This is a genomic window from Bacillus sp. LR_5 (assembly GCF_042709275.1).
In genome coordinates this window covers 1-4,044 of record NZ_JAVAXX010000416.1, presented here as the reverse complement: position 1 = coordinate 4,044, position 4,044 = coordinate 1, and the positions used below count along the sequence as shown (strand labels likewise).

Sequence of the window (4,044 nt, the reverse complement as noted above, 5' to 3'; positions counted from 1 at the left end):
TCTCAACTGCTTCTTCTGCTGTAAAAGCCACTTTACCTTCAGGAACAGATACCCCATATTTTCTGAGGACTTCTTTTCCCTGGTACTCATGGATATTCATTTCCCATCCTCCTAACTTATGTAACAAAACTAAAATAGACTGCGCTTTCATTCTATAATAATACTGGAAGAATTGTCTACAGTTCGATGCAAAATCTTTTAATCCTTCTAAACATTCAAACTTTTACTTTATTAAAAACATAAATTTCAAAGGAGGATGGGGAATATTTTAGCTATTTTTTGTTTTTTACGCTTTCGTCCAATTTGTAAATGAATGAAAAAATCTCGGCTACCGTTTCATAAAGAGCTTCAGGAATTTGATCATCTACCGTCAAATGGCGCATTAATTCGACAAGGGTCCGATCTTCTTGAATCGGGACCCCTGCTTTTTTCGCTTCTTTGATAATGTTGTCAGCTACATGGCCCTTCCCTGTGGCAATCACTCTCGGCGCCTTGTCTTTTTGTTCGTCATAATGGAGAGCAACAGCTTTTCTGATCGGTGTCTGCTCTTTCATATTTTCACATCCACTTCCTGATCACTGATACTTGTTATATATTGATCGATTGAAGCCTTTTCTTCGGTGTGAACCCTTTTTTTAGCGTTTACCCCTGAAAGGCTGTACCCCATTTCCTTTAGCCCCTGTTTAAGCGCGGGCACCATCGGATCGATCGCAGCCTGCAGCTCGAAATCAGTCTCTATTGTAATGGTCATGACTTTTTGTTGTACCAAGCAATCAACGACGGTTTCTTTTAGTGTATCAAGCTGCAGCAAAAACAAAAGGCGGCAATGGGAAGGATCAAGCTTTCCATCCGCTTCTTTCTTTCCTTTAAACAGAACAGTCATGTCCTGAACCCCTGACTTCGAAAACATCGGAAATGACATTACAATTTGGCTGTATGATGGATGGTCCTGCTGCATGAAAAGCTGGCCATTTAATTTATGAAAAAGCTGATCGGCTTCTTGTTTGACTGGTTCGGCTACCTCATGCGATGCTCTTAAGGCAGAAAGAGCCAGCTTGATGGATTGCATTTCGCCAGATGTGACTGCGCTTCCTTGTTCAAACGCTTTAATGAACCCAACCTCGTCCCTTGCGCCGATTGCCGTTTTCACTTTGGATAAGAAAGAAAGAACATCTGCCTTATCCGCCAAATGGGGTGCTGTCTGCTGAACAGCCTTTAAAAAGACTTCGGCTTCCTGGTCTGTGACTTGTGCCGCTTGTAAAACAGCTGAAGCTGCAAGTGACTTACTATCACCCGATGAAGCAGCCGCTTTAATCCAATTTGCTGCTTCTTTCACAATTTGGAGACTGTTTTTTTCAGCAGATTCCGTCAGCTTCACGAGCAGCTGGCGGGCTTCTTTAATTGGAATGTCTGCTGCTGTTTTAACAGGCTCTTCTTGTATGCTTCCCTGTTCTGCTGTGTGATTTGCAATCGGCAGGCTGGCTTTTCCGGGGGAGCCAGCTGGTGTGCTAAGCTCCCTACTTCCAGCTGTATTCGCCGGAGAAGGTGCTTTCGTATTGTCGGTTAAAGAAATAAGCTTATCAATCAGCCGTTCTGCATGGACATCGATTTCACTATTTAAAAGCACCTTAACTGCTTCCTTTAGCTTTGACATCATTTGGCTCTGCTGAGGGTTTTGGTCGATTGCCTGTAGCAGCTGGGATACGTGCTGATGCAACGGAACAGGCGATTTCACAGCGTGAACACCATTCAAAATCTCGGAGTGAATGGGAAGATCACGCTTTAAAGCGAAGAGAACCGTTTCAACTGCTTTTTTTGTGTCTTGCGAAGGCAGCGTGTCCATCCAGCGGACAGCTGTTTTGATATCATTTTCTGTTACGGGTGTTTTGCTTTTCAGCATCGCTCCTGTCATCATGAGAGCTGCGTTTGACGTCTTCACTGAAATAGCATTTAAAAGTTTGCCAGCTGCATCCTGAATGGTTTTAGGATTTTGATCAAAGCTTTGAACGACCTGAAGACGGCCTGTTTGCTCTGCCGTTTTTTTTTCGTAGGAAAACCAATAGTATGCCTGAGGACGAAGCTGAGTTTCAAGTTTTCCCTGAACAGTTTGATTGCCGACTTGGATCAGGGCATGCTGATCTCCTAGTAAACGAAGCACTTTTCCTAAGAGGAGACGCTTCTCCCCGTTTAGCGCTTCGTTTACTTTTGATGTTTCCTGCGGGACGGCTGTACGCCCGAAAAGCTGCTGCAGCGCCTTTTGCACATCATTTCGTATGTTCATTTTAAAAAGGTGCCTCCTTGTCCATGGTGATTTATCTGAAAGATTGAACAGGAGCGAAAGTTTTGCGGTGCAATTCAGTTGGGCCGTATGCAGCGAGAGCTTCCAAATGTTCTTTTGTCCCATAGCCTTTATTTTTTTCAAAGCCGTACATGGGATACGTTTCGGCATAAGCGCTCATCATTCGGTCCCTCGTCACTTTTGCGATACACGCACCTGCCGCAATAGACACGCTTTTGGCATCGCCTTTTATAATTGACGCCTGAGCCGTGTCGAGCGGAAGTGTCATTGCGTCAACAAGCAAATAATCAGGTGTATCCGACAAATCCTGTATCGCTCTCACCATTGCCATTTTTGAAGCTTCATATATATTGATCTCATCAATCACAGTAGCTTCTACAATTCCTATCCCGACCGCCAGTGCTTCCTTCATAATAAGCTCGTAATATTCCTCGCGTTTTTTCTCTGAAAGCTTTTTGGAGTCTGTCAGCCCAAGTATTTCACATTCCTCTGGAAGGATGACTGCGCTGGCGACAACTGGTCCTGCCAATGGCCCCCGGCCGACCTCGTCAACACCTGCAATCAAGCGAAATCCTTTGTTTCTTGCCAGCCTTTCATAGGAAGTCATATTCACCCATTGTTCTTTCAGCGCTTTTTCTTTCGCTTGCTTTTTAAGCCATTGCTCTACAAGCGTTTGAACGCTTTTTCTCGGGTCGTTTTCGCATTGGGCAATAAATGGGTCTTGTGCATCCTTCACTTCCTGCAAACGGTCTTTAATGTCCTTTACGGTTAATGTATTCACTTTCTCTTCTCCCTTACTATATGTATCGGTTCAGCCAAGAAAAAATAAAGACCCGCATTTCTGCGCGCCTTTACATCGTCGGCTGTTCAAATGACAGCCTGCCGAACTTTTCAGTGCGAATATCGCGAATGATGACTTCAGTCGTCTTATCGTAGTTAATGAGCCCACCGCTCATGAGACAGCCCCGCTTTTCACCTATTGCATCAAACAGCTCAGCAATGTCCTCTGGGATCTCCTCAAGGCCATAACGCTCTTTAAGCCGTTCTGGGTAATGTTCTTCGAGAAAACGAAGACCAAACACGGCCACGTCCTGCAAATTGATAATCGAGTCTTTAATAGCCCCAGTGACTGCAAGTCTCAAACCGACAAGCTCATCCTCAAATTTAGGCCACAAAATCCCCGGTGTATCTAATAGCTCTAATTCTTTCCCAACTTTGACCCACTGTTGAGAAGTCGTAATGCCAGGTCTGTCTCCCGTTTTTGCTATGTTTTTCTTTGCAAGCCGGTTGATGAGCGTTGATTTTCCGACGTTTGGAATGCCGATAATCAAAGCGCGAATCGCTCTCGGTTTCACACCTTTCGCACGCATCCGGTCAAATTTTTCTTGGAGAATCTCTTTTGATGCAGGCACAATTTGATTTAACCCTTGTCCATTTACAGAATTAATAGACAGAGAGCGGATCCCCTGGTTCTCAAAGTGCTCTTTCCACTGCTGTGTAACTGCCGCATCTGCTTTGTCAGCCTTGTTTAACAGCATAATTCGCGGCTTGTTTTTTAGAATATCTTCAATCATTGGGTTTCTTGATGACATTGGAATTCTGGCATCTACCAATTCATATACGATATCGATTAATTTTAATTTTTCGGTTACTTCCCTTCTTGCTTTTGCCATATGGCCCGGGAACCATTGAATTGTCATGTGACACGAACACCGCCTTTATCTTCAGTATGCATGATTCATTGT

General features: G+C 44.1%; 5 protein-coding genes. All 5 read right to left on the bottom strand.

Annotation, left to right across the window (positions count from 1 at the left end):
- On the bottom strand, positions 1 to 151 hold a 151-nt coding region (locus RAC86_RS36085), incomplete at its 3' end, for an ATP-grasp domain-containing protein (protein ID WP_377886724.1).
- A 121-nt stretch (positions 152 to 272) separates the two neighbouring features.
- Positions 273 to 554 carry a FlhB-like flagellar biosynthesis protein gene (locus RAC86_RS36080; RefSeq protein ID WP_003232001.1) on the bottom strand — a complete coding sequence of 94 codons (282 nt, stop codon included), beginning with the start codon at positions 552 to 554 and terminating at the stop codon, positions 273 to 275.
- The gene (locus RAC86_RS36075; RefSeq protein WP_377886723.1) at positions 551 to 2,281 is read right to left on the bottom strand and encodes a hypothetical protein; all 1,731 of its coding nucleotides are present in this window, start codon (positions 2,279 to 2,281) and stop codon (positions 551 to 553) included. The genes RAC86_RS36080 and RAC86_RS36075 overlap by 4 nt, the downstream gene beginning before the upstream one ends.
- A gap of 31 nt (positions 2,282 to 2,312) precedes the next feature.
- Positions 2,313 to 3,080: a ribonuclease HII gene (gene rnhB / locus RAC86_RS36070; protein ID WP_029317794.1), complete on the bottom strand. Its 768-nt coding sequence runs from the start codon at positions 3,078 to 3,080 to the stop codon at positions 2,313 to 2,315.
- Between the two features lie 70 nt (positions 3,081 to 3,150).
- A complete protein-coding gene (gene ylqF, locus RAC86_RS36065; RefSeq protein WP_015715878.1) occupies positions 3,151 to 3,999 on the bottom strand; it encodes a ribosome biogenesis GTPase YlqF in 849 nt (282 codons plus the stop codon).
- Positions 4,000 to 4,044: the final 45 nt, after the last annotated feature.